The organism is Cloacibacterium normanense (genome assembly GCF_003860565.1).
Classification (GTDB): Bacteria; Bacteroidota; Bacteroidia; order Flavobacteriales; family Weeksellaceae; genus Cloacibacterium; species Cloacibacterium normanense.
Window position 1 is genome coordinate 595453 of the sequence record NZ_CP034157.1, and the last position, 22390, is coordinate 617842.

The 22390-nt window shown below is 33.0% G+C and carries 16 protein-coding genes; 9 read left to right on the plus strand and 7 right to left on the minus strand.

Annotation, left to right across the window (positions count from 1 at the left end; genetic code table 11):
• Nucleotides 1-15: 15 nt before the first annotated feature.
• The 5 genes from purB to purF all read left to right on the plus strand — a co-directional run bounded on the left by purB (nt 16) and on the right by purF (nt 7985).
• Entirely contained in the window at nt 16-1443 is a 1428-nt protein-coding gene (purB, locus tag EB819_RS02870; RefSeq protein WP_069797353.1) for an adenylosuccinate lyase, read from the plus strand.
• A gap of 70 nt (nt 1444-1513) precedes the next feature.
• Entirely contained in the window at nt 1514-5209 is a 3696-nt protein-coding gene (locus tag EB819_RS02875; RefSeq protein ID WP_069797309.1) for a phosphoribosylformylglycinamidine synthase, read from the plus strand.
• Between the two features lie 132 nt (nt 5210-5341).
• Nucleotides 5342-6061, plus strand: a complete 720-nt coding sequence (gene purC / locus EB819_RS02880) for a phosphoribosylaminoimidazolesuccinocarboxamide synthase (RefSeq protein WP_069797351.1) — start codon at nt 5342-5344, stop codon at nt 6059-6061.
• A gap of 71 nt (nt 6062-6132) precedes the next feature.
• On the plus strand, nt 6133-6480 hold the full coding sequence (locus EB819_RS02885; RefSeq protein WP_069797306.1) for a four helix bundle protein: 348 nt from the start codon (nt 6133-6135) through the stop codon (nt 6478-6480).
• Complete coding sequence (gene purF / locus EB819_RS02890; RefSeq protein WP_069797304.1) at nt 6480-7985, plus strand: amidophosphoribosyltransferase; 1506 nt, start codon at nt 6480-6482, stop codon at nt 7983-7985. The genes EB819_RS02885 and purF overlap by 1 nt, the downstream gene beginning before the upstream one ends.
• 86 nt (nt 7986-8071) lie before the next feature.
• On the opposite strand, the gene EB819_RS02895 is transcribed toward purF, so the two are convergent.
• From EB819_RS02895 to aroB, 3 genes are all read right to left on the minus strand, one after another.
• A complete protein-coding gene (locus tag EB819_RS02895) occupies nt 8072-8683 on the minus strand; it encodes a porin family protein (protein WP_069797302.1) in 612 nt (203 codons plus the stop codon).
• Nucleotides 8684-8841: 158 nt separating this feature from the next.
• On the minus strand, nt 8842-9438 hold the full coding sequence (locus EB819_RS02900; RefSeq protein ID WP_069797300.1) for a porin family protein: 597 nt from the start codon (nt 9436-9438) through the stop codon (nt 8842-8844).
• A gap of 321 nt (nt 9439-9759) precedes the next feature.
• Nucleotides 9760-10803: a 3-dehydroquinate synthase gene (gene aroB, locus EB819_RS02905; RefSeq protein WP_069797349.1), complete on the minus strand. Its 1044-nt coding sequence runs from the start codon at nt 10801-10803 to the stop codon at nt 9760-9762.
• A gap of 183 nt (nt 10804-10986) precedes the next feature.
• Here aroB and EB819_RS02910 point away from each other — a divergent pair, with 183 nt between their 5' ends.
• The 4 genes from EB819_RS02910 to kbl all read left to right on the plus strand — a co-directional run bounded on the left by EB819_RS02910 (nt 10987) and on the right by kbl (nt 17763).
• The gene (locus tag EB819_RS02910; protein ID WP_069797298.1) at nt 10987-12159 is read left to right on the plus strand and encodes a proline dehydrogenase family protein; all 1173 of its coding nucleotides are present in this window, start codon (nt 10987-10989) and stop codon (nt 12157-12159) included.
• A gap of 259 nt (nt 12160-12418) precedes the next feature.
• The gene (gene priA, locus EB819_RS02915) at nt 12419-14857 is read left to right on the plus strand and encodes a replication restart helicase PriA (protein WP_069797296.1); all 2439 of its coding nucleotides are present in this window, start codon (nt 12419-12421) and stop codon (nt 14855-14857) included.
• A gap of 115 nt (nt 14858-14972) precedes the next feature.
• Nucleotides 14973-16418 carry a D-alanyl-D-alanine carboxypeptidase/D-alanyl-D-alanine endopeptidase gene (gene dacB, locus EB819_RS02920; RefSeq protein ID WP_069797294.1) on the plus strand — a complete coding sequence of 482 codons (1446 nt, stop codon included), beginning with the start codon at nt 14973-14975 and terminating at the stop codon, nt 16416-16418.
• Between the two features lie 148 nt (nt 16419-16566).
• Nucleotides 16567-17763: a glycine C-acetyltransferase gene (gene kbl / locus EB819_RS02925; RefSeq protein ID WP_069797293.1), complete on the plus strand. Its 1197-nt coding sequence runs from the start codon at nt 16567-16569 to the stop codon at nt 17761-17763.
• A 691-nt stretch (nt 17764-18454) separates the two neighbouring features.
• Here the strand turns inward: kbl and EB819_RS02930 are convergent.
• The 4 genes from EB819_RS02930 to EB819_RS02945 are packed head-to-tail and all read right to left on the minus strand — an operon-like array spanning nt 18455 to nt 22276.
• Nucleotides 18455-18916 carry a hypothetical protein gene (locus EB819_RS02930; protein ID WP_069797292.1) on the minus strand — a complete coding sequence of 154 codons (462 nt, stop codon included), beginning with the start codon at nt 18914-18916 and terminating at the stop codon, nt 18455-18457.
• A 27-nt stretch (nt 18917-18943) separates the two neighbouring features.
• On the minus strand, nt 18944-19246 hold the full coding sequence (locus tag EB819_RS02935) for a nucleotidyltransferase domain-containing protein (protein ID WP_069797291.1): 303 nt from the start codon (nt 19244-19246) through the stop codon (nt 18944-18946).
• The gene (locus EB819_RS02940) at nt 19246-19710 is read right to left on the minus strand and encodes a nucleotidyltransferase substrate binding protein (protein ID WP_069797290.1); all 465 of its coding nucleotides are present in this window, start codon (nt 19708-19710) and stop codon (nt 19246-19248) included. Before EB819_RS02940 ends, EB819_RS02935 begins: the two co-directional genes overlap by 1 nt.
• Nucleotides 19711-19738: 28 nt before the next feature.
• On the minus strand, nt 19739-22276 hold the full coding sequence (locus tag EB819_RS02945) for a hypothetical protein (protein WP_069797289.1): 2538 nt from the start codon (nt 22274-22276) through the stop codon (nt 19739-19741).
• Between the last annotated feature and the right edge of the window lie 114 nt (nt 22277-22390).

Genomic DNA, 22390 nt, shown 5'->3' on the forward strand with positions numbered 1-22390 from the left:
AAAAAAAGACCTTCGATGAATTCTTACAAAAATCCATTAGAAGAGCGCTATTCTAGTGAAGAAATGCTCTTCAATTTCTCACCTAATCAGAAATTTAAAACTTGGAGAAAACTGTGGATTGCGCTCGCAGAAATAGAAAAAGACCTCGGTTTAGACATTACCGATGAGCAAATTGCTCAGCTCAAAGAACATTCAGAAAACATAGATTTCGAAAAAGCAGCACACTACGAAAAGAAGTTTCGTCATGATGTGATGGCGCATGTTCATACTTACGGAGATGTTGCTCCATTAGCTAAACCAATCATTCATTTAGGTGCAACTTCGGCATTTGTAGGAGATAATACAGACCTTATTCAAATTAGAGATGGACTGCAAATTATCAGAAAACAATTGGTAAACGTCATCAAAAATCTTTCTGATTTTGCACTTCAATATAAAGATTTACCAACGCTTGGTTTCACACACTTTCAACCAGCACAGTTAACTACGGTTGGGAAACGTGCCACACTTTGGTTGCAATCTTTACTTCTGGATTTAGAGGAATTAGAATTTTTCCTTGAAACGCTTAGATTTAGAGGCGTAAAAGGAACTACAGGAACTGCAGCAAGCTTTTTAGAGCTTTTTAACGGAGATTATTCTAAAGTGAAACATTTGGACAAAGAATTGTCAAAACGTTTTGGTTTTGAGAAAGTTTTCGGAGTTTCTGGTCAAACTTATGATAGAAAAATTGATGCAAAAGTTTTGGCGTTATTGTCAAATATTGCACAATCTGCCCATAAATTCACCAACGATTTAAGACTTTTACAGAATTTAAAAGAAATAGAAGAACCTTTTGAGAAAAATCAAATCGGTTCATCTGCGATGGCTTACAAACGTAATCCGATGCGTTCTGAAAGAATTTCTGCATTAGCAAAATATGTGATGTCATTGCAAAATTCATCTGCAATGGTAGCCGCTACTCAATGGTTCGAAAGAACTTTAGATGATTCTGCGAATAAAAGATTAACGATTCCTCAAGCGTTTTTAGCAGTTGATGCTATTTTATTGATTTGGAATAACATTATGAATGGAATCGTAGTGTACGAAAACAGAATTCATAAACATATTATGGAAGAACTTCCGTTTATGGCGACAGAATACATCATCATGGAGGAAGTAAAAGCAGGTGGTGACCGACAGGAAATTCACGAAGTGATACGCGTTCATTCTATGGAAGCCTCGAAAAAGGTAAAAATGGAAGGCAAAGAAAACGACTTAATAGAAAGGATCATGAATGATGATTCCCTGAAATTAGACAAATCGAAATTGAAAGAGGTTCTAGACCCTAAAAATTTCATCGGCTTCGCACCTATCCAAACCGAGGAATTTGTTCAGCAAGAAATTCAACCTGTTTTGGAAAAATACGCCGACTTAATTGGCTTAGAATCAGAACTAAAAGTATAAATTTGTGCAGCGTTGTCGCTGCACTTTTTGTTTGAAAAGTAATAAATCTAATATTTAAATCTGACATCTGATGTCTCATAAAAAAAGAATTTTCGTAGAAAAAAGAGGAATTTTCGATGTAGAAAGTCCTAAAGTTTTAAATGAAATTAAATCTATTTTGCCAAACATTCAATCCGTGAAAGTCTTTAATATCTATGATATTTTTGGCTTAGACGAATTGGAATTTGAAAAAGTAGTCAATAATACTTTTGTCGATCCAGTGGTGGATATTTTGCATCATGAAAATCCTGCAAAAACCATTTATTTTGCAACAGAATTTCTTCCTGGTCAATATGATCAAAGAGCAGATTCTGCACAGCAATGCATCGCATTACTTACTGGAAATGAGAAGTCTACCGTGAGAAGTGGTAAACTGATTGAATTACAAGGAATCAATGAGGCTGATTTGTTTAAAATCAAAAATTTGCTTATCAATAAAGTTGAATCTCAAGAAAAAAATCTTGAAATTTTAGAAATTCCTGCGGAAGAAACTCCAGATAAAATTAAAATTTACGATGATTTTAATGATTTAACAACTCAACAACTTCAAGAGTTCTACAATAATCACGGTTTCGCCTTTGGTTTTGATGATTTACAGTTCATTCAAGACTATTTTAAATCAGAAAACAGAAATCCTACCGAAACCGAACTGAAAGTTCTCGATACGTATTGGAGCGACCATTGTCGTCATACAACTTTTGAAACGGAACTTACTGATATTCAGTTTGAAGGAAAGTTCAAGGAGACTTTAGGAAATATTTTTAATGATTATTTAGAAAAAAGAAAATTCTTGGGCAGAGAAGCTAAGCCTATTTCTTTTATGGATTTGGCTACAGTTTGCGCAAGATATTTCCATAAAACAGGAAAATTAGAAAATTTGGTGATTTCTGATGAAATCAACGCTTGCACGATAGAAATTGAAGCTGAATTTGACGGCAAAAAAGAACCTTGGTATTTACTTTTCAAAAACGAAACGCACAATCACCCGACAGAAATTGAACCTTTTGGTGGCGCTTCTACTTGTCTTGGTGGTGCAATTCGCGATCCTTTGTCTGGAAGAGCTTTTGTGTTCCAAGCGATGCGTTTAACTGGTGCTGCAGATGTTTTAGAGCCAATTTCTGAAACTTTACCTGGTAAATTACCACAAAGAACCATTTCTAAACAAGCGGCAAATGGTTATTCTTCTTATGGAAACCAAATTGGTTTGGCTACAACTCACGTTTCTGAAATTTATGACGAAGGTTATAAAGCGAAGAGAATGGAAGTTGGTTTCGTTACGGGTGCTGTTCCAAAAGATTGGGTGAGAAGAGAAAAGCCAGCAGTTGGCGATGTGGTAATTGTTTTGGGTGGAGCAACAGGAAGAGATGGAGTTGGCGGTGCAACGGGAAGTTCTAAAGAGCAAGACGAAACTTCAATTCATACCATGAGTTCTGAGGTGCAGAAAGGAAATGCGGTGGAAGAACGTAAAATTCAAAGATTGTTCAGAAATCCAGAAGTAACGAAGTTGATTAAAAAATCAAATGATTTTGGAGCGGGTGGAGTTTCCGTTGCGATTGGCGAAATTGCTGATTCACTGGAAATTAACCTCGATGTTTTACCTTTGAAATATGAAGGGTTAAATGGAACGGAACTCGCTATTTCGGAATCTCAAGAAAGAATGGCGGTAGTGATTGAAGCTCACGAAAAAGAAAAATTTATCAGATTCTGTGAAGCAGAAAATATAAAAGCCGTTGAAGTAGCAAAAGTTACCGATTCTGGAAGAATGCAAATGTTCTGGAACGGACAAAAAATTGTGGATTTAAGCAGAGCATTTCTCGATACAAGTGGTTGTAGCAAATATCAAAAGGCAAGGATTGCCCATTTACAGGGAATTAACTCAAATTCTATTGAGTTTAATGAAGAGAATTTCTACAAAATTTTAGCAGAAAAAAATACCGCTTCTCAAAAAGGATTAGTCGAAATGTTCGATTCTACGGTGGGAGCAACTACAGTTACGCTTCCTTTTGGAGGAAAATATCAAACTACCGAAGCTGAAGGTTGTGTACAAACTTTACCGATTCTCAATGCGGAAAATGTAGAAACAGTCTCTTTGGCAAGTTGGGGTTTTGATGCAGAAATTTCCAAGCAAAATTCTATGATTGGGGCAAGTTTAGCAGTGGTAGAATCTGTGGCTAAAATCGTAGCAATGGGCGGTAATTTTAGAAATATTAGATTGAGTTTTCAAGAATATTTTGAAAAATTAGGCAATAATTCAGAAAAATGGGGGAAACCTCTCGCTTCACTTTTGGGAGCTTATGATGCACAAATGAACCTTGGTTTAGCGGCAATTGGAGGCAAGGATTCTATGAGTGGAACGTACCAAGATATCAATGTTCCGCCAACCTTAATTTCCTTTGCTTGTGCTGATGGTAAAAAATTAAACACCATTTCTCCAGAGTTCAAAAAAGCGGGAAATTTTATCTATCATTTTCATCATCAAACTCAAGAAAATGGATTGCCTAATTATGAAACTTTAGTTGAAGTTTTTGATTATATTTACCAAGGAATTCAAGACAAAAAAATCGTTTCTGTGAAAACCATTAAAGATGGTGGAATAGCAGTTGCTGTTGCCAAAATGAGTTTTGGAAATCTTCTTGGTGCAGAAATTTCAGTTGAAGAAAAATTCTTACTCGAAAAAAATATTGGAGGTTTAATCATCGAATCTACAGAAAAATTAGACAGTGGTTTACTTCAATTAATAGGTGAGGTTAAAAATTTAGAAATACTCAAAATCAATGATTTAGAATTTAATATCAAAAAACTACTTGAAGTAAATTTTGGAACATTCGAAAATTTATTTCCAACTAGAGAAAAGGAAAGAATTCAAATTAATTTAGATGAAAATCTAAACGGAACAGAGAAAAAATCAATCAATATTATTTCTCATAAAATTGGAACACCAAGAGTTTTTGCTCCAATTTTCCCAGGAACCAATTGTGAGTACGAAACACAAAATGCTTTCAGAAAAGAAGGTGCATTAGTAGAGAGTTTACCACTGAAAAATTTAACTCATCAATTGCTTGATGAAAGTATAGAGGCTTGGGTAGAAAAAATTAAACAGTCGCAAATTCTAGTGTTTTCAGGAGGCTTTTCAGCAGGTGATGAACCAGACGGTTCGGCTAAATTTATTGTGAATGTTTTGAAGAATGAAAAAATGAAAAATGCAGTTCACGAATTGCTTTCCAGAGACGGAATGATTTTGGGAATTTGCAACGGTTTTCAGGCTTTGGTAAAATCTGGTTTGCTTCCTTACGGTGAAATCAGAGATTTAGATGAAACATCGCCAACTTTAGCGCACAATGCTATCGGAAGACATATTTCTCAGATGGTAGATGTAAAAGTCATCAATGATGATTCTCCTTGGTTAAAGGGAATGAAAGGCGAGGTTTATACCATCCCGATTTCTCACGGTGAAGGTAGATTCATGGCTTCGGAAGAAGTGCTGTTAGATTTATACAAAAAAGGTCAGATTGCTACGCAATATATCGACACAGATGGAAATGTAGCGCATGGAATGCCATTTAACCCTAATCAATCACTGTTCGGAATTGAAGGAATTACAAGCGAAAGTGGTAAGATTTTTGGAAGAATGGGACATCCTGAACGTTTTGCAGATGGTTTGTTCAAAAACATTCCTACCGCAAATTATCATAATATTTTCAGAAACGGAGTAGAATATTTTAGGTAAGGACAAGTCGAGACTTGTCTGAAAATCGCAGATTTTCAAATAATATTAAAGGAGAGTCGCGGAGCGACGAACGATTTTTTAAGGTTGGAATTTATTCCAACAAACAAGATAAATAATAAAAATCTCAATAAAATGAATAAAGGTGAAATGCTTTACGAAGGAAAAGCAAAACAAGTTTTCGCAACAGAAAATCCAGAAGAAGTAATCGTAAAATTCAAAGACGATGCCACAGCGTTTAATGCACAAAAACGTGGAAGTTTCGATTTGAAAGGCGAAATGAACAACGCTATTACGACACTTATTTTTGAATATTTACAAGAAAAAGGAATCCCAACTCATTTCATCAAACAATTGAATGAAAGAGAACAGTTGGTAAGAAAAGTGAGTATTATTCCTCTAGAAATGGTGGTAAGAAACTACGCTGCGGGAAGCATGGCACAAAGATTAGGAGTAGAAGAAGGAATTAAATCTCCAGTGACTATTTTTGACATTTGTTACAAAAAAGACGAATTGGGAGATCCTTTGATTAATGATTATCACGCCATTTTCTTGGGAGCTGCTACTAAAGAAGAGTTGGACGAAATGTATGCTTTAACTAACAAAATCAATGAGTTACTGAAAGAATTGTTCGATAAGATGAATATTATTTTGGTGGATTTTAAAATAGAATTAGGAAAAACATCTGATGGTAAAATTATTCTCGCGGACGAGATTTCTCCAGATACCTGCAGACTTTGGGATAAAGATACCATGAAAAAACTCGATAAAGATAGATTCAGACGTGATTTGGGCGAAGTAACCGAAGCGTACGTAGAAATCTATGAAAGATTGAAAAAAGCTCTAGGAAAGTAATTGGTATCTAGTATTTAGTAATTGGTATCTAGTAATTGGTATTTAGTATTAAGTTTTAAAAAATAAATTTTATGCACAATTATAAAAAACTGAATGTATGGATTTCATCAATTTCCCTTGTTAAAAATATATATAATTTAACCAGAAAATTTCCGAAGGAAGAAATGTTTGTTTTGACTCAACAATTAAGAAGAGCTGCAATTTCAATTCCTTCTAATATTGCTGAAGGTGCGGGTAGGAATTCAAACGCTCAGTTTAAGAATTTTTTACAAATTTCAATTGGTTCTTGTTTTGAAGTAGAAACTCAATTAATTATTTCAAAAGAATTAGAATACATTTCAGAAGAAGAACTAGAGACCATTTCTAAAGAATTAGATTCAATAATGAAAATGAATCATAATCTCCAAAAAACGTTGTAATGAAATTAGAATTTCAAAATTATTCAACTATATCCAAATATGCTTTTGAAAATCGTTATAATGATTTTCAAAATACCAAATACCAAATACCAAATACCAATTACCCATTTGATAAAATGGAAGAAGAATGCGGTATTTTTGGCTTGTATTCTGATAATGAAGTAGATACATTCTCGCTTTCGCAGTTCGGGTTGTTTGCTTTGCAGCATCGTGGACAAGAAGCTTGCGGTATTTCTGTTTCTTCTCAAGGTAAAATTATTACGGTAAAAGATGAAGGTTTGGTGTTGGATGTTTTTAAAACCATTCCAAATCCAGAAGCATTATTGGGAAATGCAGTGATTGGTCATACTCGTTATACCACAGCTGGAGATAAAAAAACCTATAATTTTCAGCCATTTTTTGCAAAAAATGAGTACGACCAAATTATTTTGTCGATTGCTCATAATGGTAATTTGACCAATGCGCAAGAACTCAAAGCAGAATTAGAAGCGGAAGGTGTAGTTTTTAAAGCAACTTCAGATTCTGAGGTGATATTGAGATTGATTCAGAAAAATCTGGATTTAGGATTGCGTGGTGCGATAAAAGCAACCATGGAAAAAATAGAAGGCGCTTATTCCGTTGTAGGAATGACTAGAAATAAATTTTTTGCCTTTAGAGATTTTCACGGAATTCGTCCTTTGGTTTTAGGAGCGATAGATGAAAAAACTTTCGTTTGTGCTTCTGAAACTTGTGCATTAGATGCAGTTGGAGCGCAGTATGTAAGAGATATTCTTCCTGGTGAAATTGTTTACACTTCTGAGCATCACGAAGGTTTACAGAGTTTCTTGGTTAAAGAAAATTGCGAAAGAAGAATCTGTGCTTTTGAATATATTTATTTTGCAAGACCTGATACTACTTTAGAAGGGATTAATGTACATGAAATCCGAGAAAAGTCTGGTGAAAAAATTTGGGAACAAGCTCCTGTAAAAGCAGATGTTGTGATTGGAGTTCCAGATTCAGGAGTTCCTGCTGCAATTGGCTATTCTAAAGCTTCTGGGATACCATTTAGACCAGTTTTAATTAAAAATAGATACATCGCAAGAAGTTTCATTGTTCCGTCTCAGGAATTGAGAGAAAGAGTAGTGAATTTGAAACTGAATCCTATAGTTGCTGAAATCAAAGGCAAGTCAGTGGTCATTATTGATGATTCTATTGTAAGAGGAACAACTTCTAAACGATTGGTGAAAATTTTAAGAGACAGTGGAGCGAAAGAAATTCATTTCAGAAGTGTTTCTCCGCCTATTATTGCACCATGTTTCTTAGGAATTGATACGCCGAAAAAAGATGATTTAATCGCCGCAAATATGTCTGTGGAAGAATTAAAAGATTATTTGGGAGTAGACAGTTTAGAATTTTTGAGCATTGATAATTTAAAAGTAATTTTAGGTTCTTCTGACCATTGTTTCGGTTGTTTTACAGAAAAATATCCAGTAAGCAAGCCAAAAGAAACGCATTTGTTTGATTAATCTTAAACATATAAGCAATAAAAAACTCGAGAATTTCTCGAGTTTTTTTGGTAAAGATAGGTTGTATGTATGAAAGTGTTAGTGTTCTAAAAGTTGAAATCAAGACCTACTTGCAAGTTATTATTCTTAGAATTGCTTAAGAAATAATCGGTTACGTTTCCATCTTTTCCAATTCCTGTTAAACCGAATGTATAACGAGCATTGATGCCTAAATTTTCATTGATTTTAAGTCCAGCGCCAACTCCAGCTCCTACATTAAATCGGTTTAAATAATCCATGTTAATGTTGGTAGAAGGTGTGATAATGGTGTTTAAACTTTGGTTTGCCGAAAGCATGTAGCTGAATTCTGGTCCAACTTCTAAATATAAATTACTTGGCAAATTATACTGTAACATAATTGGTAATGAAAGGTAATCTAGTTTAGTAGTTGTAGAAACTTGACCTATAATTCCTCCAAAATCATATAAATCTGTTTTTGCGCCCATTTGGTTGTACACCAATTCTGGTTTAATGCTGTAAGATTCTGTAATCGGGAAAGTAGCAGTTACACCTGCATATAATCCAGTTTTCATTTTCGTGTCTACTGCGGTAGAAGTATTAGAAATGTCTGATAAGTTAAGACCTGCTTTTACTCCAAATTGTTGAGCAAAAGAAAGTGAACTTGCTAAAACGGTTAATCCCAAAAATATTTTTTTCATAATCTTTTATTTTTCTTAATTAAATAATTGTTTAATGTTTTCATATTTCCAAAGAGCATGCCAAAAATTGAACTGAATTTTTAACTCGTTGATTTACAATACTAAAAAAGCCGAAGAATAATCTTCGGCTTTTATTTTTTTTCATCAAGTGTTCTTTATTAGAACTTTATATTTAAACCAACTTGAAAAGCGTTGTTTTTATTTTTCGCGTCAGCTGCTGGTCCTGATTCTTTAGTGATATCGCTGAAACCAGCTACATATCTTGCGTTTAGACCTACATTTTTAGAAATGTCAAATCCTAAACCTAAACCAACTCCCATGTTGAAACTATTGAAGTCTTCTTTATCCAATTCTGTTACTGTTGAAGAAGAACCGTCATCAAATTTTTGTTTAGCATTAACTAAAAATCCAAATTCTGGACCTGCTTCTAAGTAAAACTGTGGAGTAGCTTTATATTGGAACATTACTGGTACTGCTACATAATCTAAGTTAAGGGTAGAAGAATAAGTAGTTCCTAATACGGTAGAAGATACTTTAGAACCTAAATTGTTATATAAAACTTCTGGTTGAATGCTGAATGATTCTGATACTGGAACGTTCATAAATACACCTGCGTAGTAACCTACTTTTGATTTAGTGTCATCAAATCCTTCGTCTGAAATAGTTGAAACGTTCATACCTGCTTTTGCTCCGAATTGCTGTGCAAATGTCAATGAGCTTACTGCTACTGCAGCGGTTAAAAATAATTTTTTCATAATTTTAAATTTTTTGTTCTTATTAATTTCTAATTTCTAATTTTTAAGTTTTATGTTTTTGTCTTTGCAAAGTTTCAATTTTTTTAAAAGCTTCTTGTTATAAAATTTTAAACAATTGTTTCAAAATTTTTGCTCCACTCTTGTAAGCTTTATTAAAACTGAAAAGTTGTTCAGATTTCTAAGGCAAAGTTGTAGCATTTTTTAAAATTTTATTTTACAAAATTTTCATTGTTTTTTACAGAATTCCATAAAAAAAGTTTGGCCAAAGCCAAACTTTCAAATATGTTGCCAAATAACCTTTGGTTAATGGGTTTTGTTATGTTATGCATTGATGTTTCTGTAATACTCTAATGCTTGTTCTATATGCTCTTGACTTACTTTGTAATCATAGTTACATTTGCCTAAACCTTCTAGAATAGAGAAATTAATCTTTCCATGGTCATTCTTTTTGTCATTAAGCATCAACGAGATAATCTCTTCATTGCTAAATGCAGAAATCGAAATATATGGATAGTATTTTTGAATATTTTCAATAATGTGTTGTGCTTTTTCTGGAGAAATAAGATTTTCTAACTCCGAAATTTTCGTTTCGATAATCATTCCGAGCGCTACTGCTTCACCATGTGGAATTACGTGGTGTGTTTTCAGGCAAAGGCTTTCTACAGCGTGACCAATGGTGTGACCAAAATTTAATATTTTTCTAAGACTTTTTTCTTTGTAATCTTTTACCACCACATTTTCTTTAATCATCATAGAGTTTTCGATATGCGGAGCAATATTTTCGGGTGTAAGTTCTTCTATGGTAATGAGATCGTTCCAGTGAGAAACATCTGCAATTAAGCCATGTTTCAGCATTTCCGCAAAACCACTTCTTAATTCTACAAAGTCCAATGTTTTTAAAAATTCTGGATAAACCAAAATATGCTCTGCTTCTGCAAAAGTTCCTACAATATTTTTGAGATACTGATGATCTATTCCTGTTTTTCCTCCAATAGAAGCATCACACATCGCTAGAAGTGTAGTAGGAATATTGATGAAAGAAATTCCTCTCTTATAAGTAGAAGCTACGAAACCGCCCAAATCGGTAATCACACCACCTCCTAAATTGAGAAGTAATGATTTTCTATCCGCTTCAAAATCTGATAAAATCTCCCAAAGTTGTACCACCGTAGAAATATTTTTAGCATCTTCTCCTGATTCTATTTCTATAATTTCAAAGTGAACATCTGTATCTAGATTTCCTAAAAGTGTAGGAAGGCAATGTTGATGAGTGTTTTCGTCTACCAAAATAAAAATCTGACTTGGATTTTTATCTTTTATATAAGTATTAAGTGCCGAAAATTCTGAGTCTAAAATAGAAAGCATGCAAAAAATTTTTGCAAAAATAACAATAAAAAGCACACCAAAATTTTGGTGTGCCGTGATTTTTGTCTTGTATAACAAAATTATTGTATACAAATGTATAATTATTAGACCTGTAAAAATCATGAAATTTATATTTTAGTAATTGCATAACAATCATTAAATTTGGACGTCAAATAATTATATATGTCAATTTTCAACGATACTAAAATTGCTTTTGCTGAAAAGTCAACAGCGCAACTAGAAAAAGCCAAGTGGATGTTTACCGCTATTAAATATCCTAGCCTTACGAATGTGGGAATTAACGTTTTGAATTTCACCATTAAAAACAATTTTCCTTTTGTAACAGATTTGGTGAAAAATACCCTTTTTGAGCAATTCTGTGGTGGCGAAACTCGCGAACAAAGCATGAAAGTGGTAGATAAAATGTTTAAGCATCATGTAGGAAGCATTTTTGATTATGCCATCGAAGGAAAGGAAGAAGAAGCGGCTTTTGATACAACTTGCGAAGAAATTAAAGAAAACATAAAATTTGCGATAGGTAATCTCGCTATTCCTTTTGTGGTTTTTAAACCAACAGGTTTTGGTAGATTAGATCTTTATGCAGATGTTTCAGCGGGAAAAGAATTAACCAGTTCCGAGAAAGAAGAATGGAAACGTGTAAGAAACCGTTATGAAGAAGTTTGCAAAATGGCTTATGACAATAAGGTAATTCTGATGATTGATGCAGAAGAGTCTTGGATGCAAGATGCAGTAGACCATTTGGTAAACGAGATGATGGAGAAATACAACAAAGAGAAAGCCTATATCTGGAATACAATCCAAATGTACAGAACTGGAAGATTAGAATATTTGGCTCACGATTTAGAGCGTGCAAAATCTAAAAACTATTTCTTGGGGTATAAATTTGTTCGTGGTGCATACATGGAAAAAGAAAGAGAACGTGCTGCCGAAAAAAATTACCCAGACCCAATTCAGCCAACAAAAGAAGCGACGGATAATAATTATAATGCAGCAGTAGATTTTGTTTTAGAAAATTTAGATAGAGTAGCAGCATTTTTCGGTACACACAACGAGAAGTCTACAGAATTAGCCATTGATAAAATGAAAACGCTTGGTTTAGCGCATGATGACGAAAGATTACATTTTGGGCAACTCTACGGAATGAGCGATAATATCACGTATTGGCTCGGCGAAAACAAGTACAATGCTTGTAAATATTTACCTTACGGTCCGGTAAAAGATGTAGTGCCTTATCTTACCAGAAGAGCACAAGAAAACACTTCTGTGGCAGGACAAACAGGTCGTGAACTTTCATTGATTCAAAAAGAGTTAGAAAGAAGAAGAAAAGAAAAGTAATTTTTTCAGAAATTTTTCAAAATATCAATACAAGCGGATGTCACTTTAAGCGTAGTCGAAAAGTAGTCCGCTTTTTTTATGAATTTGGTTATCAGCTTTAGCTAAAACTTAATTCTCTTAATTCATTTATTAAATTTAAATTAAAGGAAACTTCGCGTTCTTTGCGTAAAAACTTTGCGACTTTGCGTGAAAAATCAATTCTAAAATCCGTATTTTTGTAAAAATCATCATCAAATCGTCAAATCAACACATCGCCGCATTGACTTTCGCACAAATTATTTTACCGCTTAATCTCAAAGGAACTTTTACCTACAAAGTTTCCGAAGAATTTTTGTCGAAAATCGAAGTAGGAATGCGTGTTTTGGTTCCTTTTGGAGGAAAGAAAATTTATACAGGAATTGTTGCAGAAATTCATCATAATGAACCTGAAACTTTTTTGCCAAAAGACATTCATTCATTGCTAGATGCAGAACCTATTGTTCCAAAACAACAATTAAAATTCTGGAATTGGCTTTCGGAATATTATCTCTGTAATATTGGCGAAATCTATCGTTTTGCGTTTCCAAGTTCTTTAAAATTAGAAAGTGAAACCTATCTGAAACGAAATCCGAATGAAGAAATAAATTGGGAAGTTCTAGACGCCAATGAAATCTACTTGTTGCAGGCTCTGGAAGTGAAAAGCCTCGTCAGTTTGTCTGAAATAGAAGCGTTTATTCCTAAAAAAGAAATCGTAAAAACAGTAAAAGCGCTCATCGACGAACAGCTGATTTTAATAGACGAAAAAATCTACGAAAAATACAAAGCCAAAGAAGTAGCTTATCTTAAAATTGATGAAAATATTCTCGGCAATCTGTCAGAAATTCTGCAAAGTTTAACCAAAGCCAAAAAACAAAAAGATTTGTTTTTAACGATTTTGGAGGTTCAACAAACACAAAATCAACCGCTGCGAAAGTCTCAATTTTTTGAAAATGGAGTTTTCAATGCTTCGCATTTAAGAGGTTTGGTGGAGAAAAATTTGGTACAGGAATATTATCTTCAGAAAGATAGAATCGAAACGTATGAAGGAGAAATAGAAAATCTGGAAAAACTTTCAGAAGTTCAAGAAAAAGCTTTGACAGAAATCAATGAAGGTTTCTGTGAAGGAAAAAATGTCTTGCTTCATGGCGTTACCAGTTCAGGGAAAACACATTTGTATCTGGAAAAAATAGAAGAAACCATAGCTAATGGAAAAAATGTGCTGTTTCTGCTTCCTGAAATTGCTTTGACCAAACAAATAATCCAAAGATTAGAAAAAAAATACGGAAAACAACTCGGTTTTTATCATCAAAAACTCACAGATTTCGAAAAAGTAGAAGTTTGGCGAAAAGTGAAGAATAATGAGATTAAAATCCTCATCGGAACCAGAAGTTCGCTGTTTCTACCGTTTCAGAATTTAGGCTTAATCATCATTGATGAAGAGCATGATGCTGCTTACAAACCTCGTGAAGTAAAACCGTTTTTTAATGCAAAAGATGCCGCTTTGGTTTTGGCAAATTATTATCAAGCGAAAGCGATTTTGGGTTCTGCAACGCCATCCGTAGAAAGTTATTACGCCGCCAAAAATGGTAAGTTAAAATATGTTTTCTTAGGAGAAAGATTTGGCGAAGTGGCTTTGCCAAAATATGAAATCATCAATTTCAAAGAAGCGCAAGAATCGAAGCTTTCAGTAGGTCATTTTTCCCAGTATTTAATTGATAAAATTTCTGAAAATTTAGAACATAAAAAGCAAACCATCATTCTGCACAACAGAAGAGGATACGCAAACGTGGTAGAATGCGAAAGTTGCGGTCATGTTACTTATTGCAGCAATTGTGATGTGGTGATGACCTATCATAAATCTACCAATGAGCTGAAATGCCATTACTGTGGTCACAAAGCGCAAAAACCTAAAATTTGTCCGAAATGTCAAAGTACAAATCTCAATACTCGTGGAATTGGTATAGAACAGATTGAAGAAGAAACGCAGAAAATTTTTAAGGAAGCACAAGTAGAGAGAATGGATGTAGACAGTATGCGTAAGAAATTTGCCTACGAAAAACTCTACGAAAAAATAGAATCTGGCGAAGCCGAAATCGTGGTAGGAACACAAATGATTTCTAAAGGTTTGGATTTTGATAATATAGAATTGGTGGCTATTCCTAAAGCAGATGCACTGTTGTATGTTCAGGATTTCAGAGCGGAAGAAAGAGCCTATCAATTGATTACGCAGGTTTCGGGAAGAGCAGGGAGAAACTCTGGGAAAGGTAAAATTTATATCCAGACTTATAATCCTTATCATCCACTCTTTGAATTGATTAAAGAAGAAAATTCTGCCAAAATTTATGAGCATTTCCTCAAAGAAAGAGAGCAATTTTTGTATCCACCTTTTGTGAAATTGGTTTTAATAGAGCTCAAACATAGAAAAGAAGAAAAATTGCAGAGAGCTTCTCAGTTTTTAAGTTCGGTTTTGCAAAAATATTTGCCTTTGCCATGTATTTTAGGACCAGAAAAAGCACCGATTGGTAAAATAAATCTCTTATATCAGTATCAAATTTTGCTCAAATTACCAAGAGGCAAAAAGTACCAAGAATACAAGGATTACTTGCTGAAATCTTTAGAGGAATTTCAAGAAATTACCGCTTATAAAAGCATTAAAATAGATACGTTTGTTGATTTTTAACAAATTTTAACAATTCTTGGGACAGTTTTAGCTATACAAGAAGAATAGGAAATGGCAATAATTTATAAATTTGTCCCGTTAGAATATTGAAAATCTGATTATTATAAAGTCTAAAATGAGAGAATTGAAAAGAATAGCTATTGCTGCAACTGTGCTTTTGCAAACCGCAGTTATTGCCCAAACTTCATCAGTTTCTTCTAATATATATACCGAAAAAAGTGGAATAGGAAGTGCTGGAATAGAAAAACCTGTGCTTTCTCCTAAAGAACAATTAGAAGAAAATATAGAAAAAATGAAAAAAGACCCTCTTTTGCGCAATGCAACTTGGGGTTTTGTAGTCTACGATACCAAAAAGAAAGAAGTCATCACCGGTTATAATGAAGACAAACCTTTGATTCCGGCTTCTACTACCAAATTGCTTTCTACCGATGCTTCCATGTCACTTTTGGGAGGAAGATTCAAATGGATTACTCAATTAGAATATTCTGGAACCATTGACGAAACGGGAACGCTTAACGGAAATCTTTTCGTGATTGGCAGTGGTGATCCTTCAATGGGTACAGGAAAAGCAGGAGCGTGGTCTTATTCTCAAATTATCAGCGATTATTTAGCTAAAATTTCTGAAGCAGGAATTAAAAAAATCAATGGAGATATTGTAGTGCAAACTGCTGTTTTTCAAGATGTAAGATTAGAATTGCCCGAAAAAATAGTTTGGCTAGAGCATAACAATTACTATTTACCAGTAGGAAATACCAATAACATCAACCCAAAAAACGAGAGAATTGCAGTAAAAGCAAAATCGGTTTTTGACACTTCAAAAAGATATTTTTACGTTTCTCCTTACATGCATAAAATGGCTTTCACCGAAAAATTTGAAGCCAATAATTTAATTACGACGATTCCTGCAGCTCCAGCTTTATTGGCCAATAATCTTAGAGCGAGTTTGATTAAAAATAGAATTCCTATTTCTGGAAAAGTCATCAATAGAGTGACTGACCCAAATCCTGAAGAAAGACAGTTTTTAGCGAAATATTCTTCGCCTACAATGGTGGATATTATTTACTTTACCAACCAAAAAAGTGATAATGCTTTAGCAGAATCTCTGTTGAAAACGGTAGGTTTTTACAAAACAGGAAATGTTTCTTTAGAATCGGGACGAGAAACCATCGTGAGACATTTAGAAGAAAAAAGATATGATTTTGATGGATTAGTTTTAGCGGATGGAAGTGGTTTGTCAAGAGCAAATAAAGTAAAACCGATTTCTCAGGTGAAGTTTTTGGCAGAGGTAATGAAAGAGAAATATTATGACGATTTCCTTAAATCTTTGCCTATAGCAGGAGAAACAGGAACACTGAGAAGAATGTTTAAATCTGGTAACAATTACGGTCAAATTTTCGCCAAAACAGGAACACTCAATGGGGTAAAATGTTTGGCAGGTTACATTAAAACTAGAGACGGAAGAATTCTTTCTTTTTCTTTGTTAATCAATGGTTATTTAGGTTCAGTAGACCAAATAAAAGCCAGAATGGAACAATTACTGGAACCTGTGATTGATTTGTAGTAAATATGAAGATTTTTCCCATCCTTTAGGATTTTGAAGGAATGAAAAATCTTAAAATTTCAAAGAAACCAACACTTAGAATATATTGAAAGCCTTCTTTTATGAGGGCTTTTTTTATTACATTTGTGAAAATCAAAAAATCTAAAAAATGATTTCAGAAAAATACCTTAAACACTTACAAAACGAGCTAGAAAATATCGAAAACGACGGATTGTACAAGCGTGAAAGAATTATTACGTCTCAGCAGTCTGCAGAAATTGTAGCCAATGGAAAATCATTATTGAATTTCTGTGCCAATAATTATTTGGGACTTTCTAATCACCCAGAAGTGATGAAAGCATCTCAAGACATGATTGCTTCTCACGGTTACGGAATGTCATCGGTACGTTTTATCTGCGGAACTCAGGATATTCATAAAGAATTAGAAGCGAAAATTTCTGAATTTTTAGGAACCGAAGATACCATTTTGTACGCAGCAGCTTTTGATGCAAATGGTGGGGTATTTGAACCGCTTTTTACAGAAGAAGATGCTATTATTTCAGACGAGTTGAACCACGCTTCTATTATTGATGGAGTTCGTCTTTGTAAAGCAGCGAGATACAGATATAAAAATAATAATATGGAAGATTTAGAAGCACAACTTATTGAAGCTTCTAAACAAAATCACCGTTTCAAAATCATCGTAACAGATGGAGTTTTCTCAATGGACGGAATCGTAGCAGATTTAAAAGGTGTTTGCGATTTAGCAGAGAAATATGATGCGTTGGTAATGGTTGATGATTCTCACGCAACAGGTTTCATTGGTAAAACAGGTCGTGGAACACATGAAGCCAATGAAGTGATGGGAAGAGTAGATATTATTACTTCTACCTTAGGAAAAGCTTTGGGTGGCGCTTTGGGAGGTTTTACTTCTGGTAAAAAAGAAATTATCGACATGCTTCGTCAGCGTTCGCGTCCGTATTTATTCTCAAATTCTCTAGCTCCAGGAATTGTAGGAGCAGCTTTGAAAGTTCTAGAAATGCTTTCTAAAGACACTTCATATCGTGATAAAGTCATGGAAAACGCAGAATATTTCCGTACGGAAATGAAAGCCAAAGGTTTTGATATTCCTGATGGTGATGCGGCGATTGTTCCGGTAATGTTATATGATGCGAAATTAGCGCAAACTTTTGCAGAAAAAATGATGGAAAACGGCGTTTATGTCATCGGTTTCTTCTACCCAGTTGTACCGAAAGGAAAAGCAAGAATTAGAGTTCAGCTTTCTGCGGGACATACCCGTGAACATTTAGATAAAGCCATTGCTGCTTTCGAAAAAGTAGGTAAAGAATTAGGCGTTATTTCTTAAAAATTTAGATTCTTTAAGAAAGTTGCGGAGCAACGAACGATACATAAGCATCGGAATTCATTCTGATGTAAAATATAAAAATCAATGAAAGCGGACTTTAGTCCGCTTTTTTGTTTTAAAAAATTCTTTGGCTTTAGCCTAAACTTAAATTTTCCTCTCGCAAATTGTGCAGATTTTGCTGATTATTATAATTTGCTAAATTTGAAAGAGTTTTCAATATTTACCGTTCCGTAGGAACGTAATGTGTGTAGAAAATCAGAAACAATAAAATGCGTTCAGTAAGAACGCTATGTTTTTCTATAGTCCGCTTTTTTGTTTTGAAAATTCCTTTGGCTTTAGCCTAAACTTAAATTTTTCTCTCGCAAATTGAGCAGATTTTGCTGATTATTATAATTTGCTAAATTTGAAAGAGTTTTCAATATTTACCGTTCCGTAGGAACGTAATGTGTGTAGAAAATCAGAAACAATAAAATGCGTTCAGTAAGAACGCTATGTTTTTCTATAGTCCGCTTTTTTGTTTTGAAAATTCCTTTGGCTTTAGCCTAAACTTAAATTTTTCTCTTGCTGATTTAACCGATTTAACAGATGATTAAAAATAAAATCTGCTTAATCTGCACAATCTGCGAGAGTTTTTTACTATTTAAAAAAGAGAAGTTTATCAATAGAATTGGAGTTTAAAAAATCCGCTTTTTTAGTTTCTTTTATTAAGATTAAATGGTTTTACTTTGGTAATGACCAATCCACTAATATAGTTTCGGTCTTGGTAAATCCAAACGCTTAAAAATTGAATATCAGGATTCTTTTCCGTTTTGGTGTTGAAAACATATAATTCCACAGGATCTGTTGTCAATGAAGTTTTATGGATATAAGCAGAATTAAAATCTTGCAATTCTATTTTTCCTAAATCGGTTTCGTTTTTTTGACAGATATAACTTAACTTTTCCTCTAAAAACATCTCAAATTTCTTCGCAACATTGAATCTCTCAAAAGAGGTAAAGTTTTTATTTTCACATTTATTGAGAAACTCTTGAATAAAATTTTTGGCAATGGTTTGTCTTTCTGTATTGATGTTTTTATCTGAAATTTTCTTGTAAAAATTTTGAGCATTAAGAAGTTGACTAAAAAATAAGGCAATAATGATGAGGTTTTTCATGGTAATTAGTTTTTTGTGAAAAAGTTTTTATTTTTTATAAAATATGATGCCACATCTCTTAATATGTTCTTTTACTTCTTCATTTTCAATGTTTTTATAAATCAATAAATCAAAAGTATAAGGTAATAATAAATTATCTAATTCAATATTGATTTGATTTAAAATTCTAAGATTTATGTTACCAAAAATCACCAAATCTATATCAGAGTTATTACGGTAATTTCCTTTGGCTCGTGAACCAAAAATAATAACTTTTTCTATCTCTTGATTTTGAGAAAAAATTTTATGAATATTTTCAATTTCGGTATCTAAAAGTCCAAATTTCATCATTAAAACAAATCTATTTGTTTATTTTGATCTAATTTTTCTTGCATTGTTTTCTTAAAATCTTCAAATGCATCATAATATTGATTAATGATTGCGGCATAGATTTCTTCTGCGGTTTCTTTGTCATACGTGTGAGAAGTTCTATTTCTGTTCTGTATCATTTCCATCCAAAGATGCCCATTTTTGATTAAATTCATTTTAAATGCTTCTCTGGTTGCATCTCTAGAGCCTCCTATTTCTGTATTTCCTTGATAATAGGCATAATCCTTCATTACGTTCCATGCTAACTCATGAGTATATTCAAAACGTTGGATTAATCCTTCTTTCATCATTTCATTTAATACTTCATCTAAATTATCTTCCTCATTTTGATAATCTTCTCTAATGTATTCTATTGATTGCTGAAGTTTTTCTAGCGCTTTTTTATAATTAGAAAAACGCTGAATCCATCTTATATCTCTTTCCATATTACAAATGTAATTAAAAATTTAAGTCTTATTCTTTTAAGAAACCATATTCATACACTTTTGGTTCTATTTTTTTGGCTAGAATTTTTAGAGCAGAACGTAGTTCTGCAATGAGTTTCATATACGTTTCATCACCACTTTTATTGTTCATCTTTCCTTTTTCGTTGCGTCCTTGGAAATGTTCTCTAATGTCATACAAACTAGCATTTACGTTATAAACACCCCGTCTTCCAACTGCGTTGGAATCCACCCCTCTGAAAGAGGGGAATTCTTGAGTGTGATAATATTTCCAAAGATTTCTACCCGCATCAAAAACAAGTTTAGCTTCTTCTGAAAATTGCAATTTTGTAGACAACCCTTTCAGAGTTTCAAACTCTGAAAGGGTTTCTTTTTGTGAAAATAAATCTACATTTTGATTTTCTATTTTAACTTTTCCATTGATAAAATCTGTCATAAAATTGCTTTCAAATTTACTTCTAGCGTTTACTTCTGCTTCGGTAAATGGAATCCAGTGGTTGGTTCCAAATTGTGATTGTATATTATTAGAAAACAAGGTAAAAGCAAGGCAATCATTTTGGAATTCTATGTCGGTTTTCCAACCATCATTTGGAAAAAGAAATTGGTCTCGGTCATTATACCAAGTTGGATTAATGGATTTTCTAACAGCATAATAAATAGAAGAAATATTTAAATTATCTTCATTAATTTTGAAATAAATTCCATGACGAGTTCCTTCTAAATTTTGTATTGAAATTACATTATTGTTTTGAAAATCTGGAGCATCACCCATTAAAACACCAATAAATTTTTTTTCTTTCTTTATTTTATAGATATTTAGCCATTGATTAATTTTTCCTTTAATATCGTCATATGAATATATATTTTTATTTTTGAAAAAATCTCCATTTCTTTCATATAAATCAGAAAAAATATAATTGAATTTTTCTTTTATTTCTAAATTCCAAAAAAAGAAACCAATTGGAAACTGACCTTTTACATTATCAAAAGAATCGGCGGGAACTTCAAAAATTTTTTCGAGCTTCGCTCGAAATACTTCTCGGAAATCCAAGAAGTTAGAAGATTGCAAATTTTTCAAAGTTGAAAAATTTGCAATCTTACAAGTAGGGATTTCTTGATATATTCTTATTAAAAATTGAGTAAATAATTCTTTACTTGCCTTACCTAAAATGTTTTTATATTTTATATAAGTTTTATTATCTGTAGAAGTTTTTGGTTTACTTTTACCAGTTCCAATTCTTTCTTTTACATTTCCTGCTTCCGCATAAGGAGGATTTATATACACCACCAATTTCTTGCGTTTTTCTTCGTCTGTAATAATGTTGTACAAATCATCGGGTAATTTTCCGCCTTTAGATTTTGGCAGAAATTCGTCATTCAAAAAATCAAACTGAAATACATAATCATGCAATAATATAGCGCCGTTTTCTATACGTTCGTGCATTGCATTTACATCAGATTGGTCTAGTGTAGAAGCAAAAATGTGGTATTTATTAGTAAGCCCAGCCAATAAATTTCCAGTTCCTGCAGCGCAGTCCCAAACATAATATTCTTCTTGCCAATCTTCTCCCAAAACTTCAGCAATGTATTTCTGCGACAGTTCCACCCAAATTCTTGGTGTAAAAAAAGCACCTTTTCTCTCTCTAATATCTTGCGGAACGAGTAAATCTTTTCTTTCTAAAATATAATTCTGAAATTCTTCAAGAGGCGGTCTTTTGTATTTTTTCCAAAATTGTTCGTAAGGTTTTTTATCCTTGAAAGGAATGGTAGCATTAAACAAAGATTTCAGATTTTCTTTGGCAATTTCATAATGCCCGTTTCTGAAAACTACAAAAAGATTTTCAGAAATTGGCGTATCATCTTCTATTACAGGAGTTCCTTTGTCATCTACAAATAAATCTGCTAAAAAAAAACTATTGTCTAAAATGTTTTGTTTTTTACCATCTTCCCAATTAAAATCTATATAAGGTTTTACTTGTTCTACCCAGCGTAAATAGATAGGGACAAAATTGTTTTTATTAATTAGAATTTTACCAGATTCTGTAGCCTTTGCAAGATTATTTTTAATGAAAAACTTGAGTTCTTTTTCATCTTTTAGAAAATCATACAAATAATCATTTTTGTCTAAAGATTTTTGTACATGTTCTCTAATAATTGCAAATTCTTTGGTGTTTTGATTGCTACTGGTAACATTCCAGTTAAAATCATTGAGCGAAAAAATGTTTAATACAGCGTTATAAGGAATAAAAGCAATCTTTTTGCCATCAAAAGCTCCTAAAAAAGCAGGAGGTAAAGTTTTGTCAAAAGTTTTAGCTTTACCAATGGTTAGAATTAATTGTGCAAACATAGCAATCACATCATAATCACCAGTTTTAGCTTCTGCCCAAAGTAAATTTATATCATCAAATAATTGAGTTTGTTTTGGGTTTTTATTTTTCGGAGTAATGCAGAAATCTATATTTCCTAAAATTTTGTAATCGTATTCTGAGAAAAAGTCGTCTCTTACTTTAATTTTAATTTCTTCTTCTCGGATATTTGCGTATTTCATTTGTTGATTATTATTTTTTAATGGTCAAATGCAATCACTTATTACAAGCGTTTTTGATTTTGAACATTAATAAAAGTGATTTCATGGTTTATAAAGTAATTCTTAAATCCAAAT

Bases quoted from the DNA above. Each gene is read 5' to 3' on its own strand.
- purB (WP_069797353.1), top strand. From the start codon at position 16: ATGAATTCTTACAAAAATCCATTAGAAGAGCGCTATTCTAGTGAAGAA.
- purF (WP_069797304.1), top strand. From the start codon at position 6,480: ATGAAATTAGAATTTCAAAATTATTCAACTATATCCAAATATGCTTTT.
- EB819_RS02895 (WP_069797302.1), bottom strand. From the start codon at position 8,683: ATGAAAAAAATATTTTTGGGATTAACCGTTTTAGCAAGTTCACTTTCT.
- kbl (WP_069797293.1), top strand. From the start codon at position 16,567: ATGATTTCAGAAAAATACCTTAAACACTTACAAAACGAGCTAGAAAAT.
- EB819_RS02910 (WP_069797298.1), top strand. From the start codon at position 10,987: ATGTCAATTTTCAACGATACTAAAATTGCTTTTGCTGAAAAGTCAACA.
- purC (WP_069797351.1), top strand. From the start codon at position 5,342: ATGAATAAAGGTGAAATGCTTTACGAAGGAAAAGCAAAACAAGTTTTC.
- EB819_RS02885 (WP_069797306.1), top strand. From the start codon at position 6,133: ATGCACAATTATAAAAAACTGAATGTATGGATTTCATCAATTTCCCTT.
- dacB (WP_069797294.1), top strand. From the start codon at position 14,973: ATGAGAGAATTGAAAAGAATAGCTATTGCTGCAACTGTGCTTTTGCAA.
- EB819_RS02935 (WP_069797291.1), bottom strand. From the start codon at position 19,246: ATGATGAAATTTGGACTTTTAGATACCGAAATTGAAAATATTCATAAA.
- EB819_RS02900 (WP_069797300.1), bottom strand. From the start codon at position 9,438: ATGAAAAAATTATTTTTAACCGCTGCAGTAGCAGTAAGCTCATTGACA.
- EB819_RS02930 (WP_069797292.1), bottom strand. From the start codon at position 18,916: ATGAAAAACCTCATCATTATTGCCTTATTTTTTAGTCAACTTCTTAAT.
- EB819_RS02875 (WP_069797309.1), top strand. From the start codon at position 1,514: ATGTCTCATAAAAAAAGAATTTTCGTAGAAAAAAGAGGAATTTTCGAT.
- aroB (WP_069797349.1), bottom strand. From the start codon at position 10,803: ATGCTTTCTATTTTAGACTCAGAATTTTCGGCACTTAATACTTATATA.
- EB819_RS02940 (WP_069797290.1), bottom strand. From the start codon at position 19,710: ATGGAAAGAGATATAAGATGGATTCAGCGTTTTTCTAATTATAAAAAA.
- EB819_RS02945 (WP_069797289.1), bottom strand. From the start codon at position 22,276: ATGAAATACGCAAATATCCGAGAAGAAGAAATTAAAATTAAAGTAAGA.